Raw genomic sequence first — 2,190 nt, 5'->3', positions numbered from 1 at the left:
ATGCGCATAACCTTGAGCGTAAGCTGGAAGTCGCTGCTGAAGCGCTGCGTCTACCGCCCTGGGATGCCAAAGTAGGCAATCTTTCTGGGGGCGAGCGCCGCCGTGTAGCGCTGTGCCGCCTGCTGCTCTCAAGCCCCGATATGCTCTTGCTCGACGAGCCTACCAACCACTTGGATGCTGAATCCGTTGCCTGGCTAGAGCGCTTCTTGCACGACTATAACGGTACTGTCGTGGCCATTACCCACGACCGCTACTTCCTGGACAACGTTGCCGGATGGATTCTGGAACTTGACCGCGGCCAGGGCATTCCTTTTGAAGGCAACTACTCCCAGTGGCTGGAGCAGAAAGAGCAGCGCCTGAACCAAGAAGCCAAACAGGAAGTATCGCGCCAAAAAGCTATCAAGCAAGAGCTTGAGTGGGTGCGCAGCAACACTAAAGGACGCCAAGCGAAGAGTAAGGCGCGCCTTAATCGCTTTGAAGAGATGCAGTCTGGCGATTTCCAAAAGCGTAATGAAACAAATGAGATCTATATTCCGCCTGGCCCGCGCCTGGGTGATAAGGTCATCGAGTTTCATAACGTGACCAAGCGGTTTGATGACAAACTGCTCTACCAGGACCTCTCCTTTACCATCCCTCAAGGGGCGATTGTCGGGATTGTAGGTGGTAACGGGGCCGGTAAATCGACACTGTTCAAGCTAGTCACCGGCCAGGAACAGCCGGATGCTGGCGAAGTAGTGATTGGTGAGACTGTCGATATTGCCTACGTTGAGCAGTTGCGTGACGCGCTAGACGACAAGCAAACTGTTTGGGAAGCCGTCTCTGACGGACAGGATATTCTCAACATTAACGGCTATGAAGTCTCTTCGCGTGCCTACGTTGGCCGCTTTAACTTTAAGGGCAACGATCAGCAGAAGCGTCTAGATGAGCTTTCTGGTGGTGAGCGCGGTCGCCTTCAGCTTGCCCAAACGCTTAAACAAGGCGCAAACGTACTGCTGTTAGACGAACCTTCAAACGATCTGGACATCGAGACCCTACGCGCCTTGGAAGAAGCGCTGCTGGCCTTCCCAGGCTGCGCGATGGTGATTTCTCACGATCGCTGGTTCCTAGACCGTATCGCCACGCACATTCTCGCCTTTGAAGGCGATTCAGAAGTCGTCTTCTTCGATGGTAACTACACCGAATATGAAGAAGATCACAAGAAGCGTGTGGGTAACGACACACCTAAGCGAATGAAGTATAAGCGCATCGACGCCTAACGATTCGTTGCAATACCGCTGATACGTAAAAAGCCCCTTGTACGCTAAAAACGCACAGGGGCTTTTTACTTTTGTTGGGCTATAAAATAAACAAACCCACTATCAGCCAGCCGGCCAAGTAAACTGCCGACCTCCCAATAAATGCATATGAATGTGATAAACCGTCTGACCACCCAGTTCATTACAATTCATCACCACACGATAACCATCTTCCGCGAAGCCTTGCTGCTTGGCCAGCTGTGCGGCAGTGTGCTGCAAACGCCCAACCAGGGCTAGGTCTTCAGGATCAATATCGTTAAGCGTAGCAATATGCTTTTTAGGAATGATCAACTGATGCGTTGGCGCCTGAGGATTAATGTCGTTAAACGCCAATACATGCTCATCTTCAAACACAATATCTGCGGGAATTTCGCGGTTTATTATTTTGCAAAACAGGCAATCCATACGGCCTCCTTCATTTTTGTAAGTGGCGAAAACGTGCTAATTAGCAAAAACGGCCTAGCGAAAACGGCGCTGAGACAACAAATGGCGAACTAGCGGCGCTAGGATCAGCTCCATCGCTAACGACATTCGCGCCCCAGGCACCACTAACGTGTGCGGACGTGTCATAAATGAATCTTTTATCATCGCCAATAGCCATGGAAAATCCACCGTTGAGGGATCTCTAAAGCGAATCACCACAAACGATTCTGCATCGGTCGGAATATCCTGAACCTCAAAGGGGTTCGACGTATCGACAGTGGGCACACGCTGGAAATTAATATGGGTACGCGAGAACTGCGGCTGAATGTAGCGCACGTAATCATCCATGCGCCCTAATATGGTATCGATGACCGCTTCCTGGGAATAACCGCGCAGCTTGGTATCACGATCAATTTTTTGAATCCATTCAAGATTCATGGTCGGCGCAACGCCGACTAGCAAATCTACGTGA

At 50.9% G+C, this 2,190-nt stretch carries 1 protein-coding gene and 2 pseudogenes (1 of these 3 running past the window's edge); 1 reads left to right on the top strand and 2 read right to left on the bottom strand.

Annotation, left to right across the window (positions count from 1 at the left end):
- Nucleotides 1-1,256 (top strand): annotated as a pseudogene (gene ettA / locus INT22_RS10175) (energy-dependent translational throttle protein EttA) (it extends 455 nt beyond the left edge of the window).
- Between the two features lie 102 nt (nucleotides 1,257-1,358).
- Here ettA and INT22_RS10170 read toward each other — a convergent pair.
- Nucleotides 1,359-1,700 (bottom strand): histidine triad nucleotide-binding protein, encoded by a 342-nt coding sequence (locus INT22_RS10170; protein WP_193060336.1) that lies wholly within the window; start codon nucleotides 1,698-1,700, stop codon nucleotides 1,359-1,361.
- A 54-nt stretch (nucleotides 1,701-1,754) separates the two neighbouring features.
- Nucleotides 1,755-2,190, bottom strand: a pseudogene (locus INT22_RS20690) (phosphoribulokinase); the annotation flags it as partial.

The sequence above is a fragment of the Halomonas sp. 3D7M genome (assembly GCF_014897885.1).
Taxonomy (GTDB): Bacteria; Pseudomonadota; Gammaproteobacteria; order Pseudomonadales; family Halomonadaceae; genus Vreelandella.
This window is presented reverse-complemented; position numbering and strand designations above follow the sequence as displayed.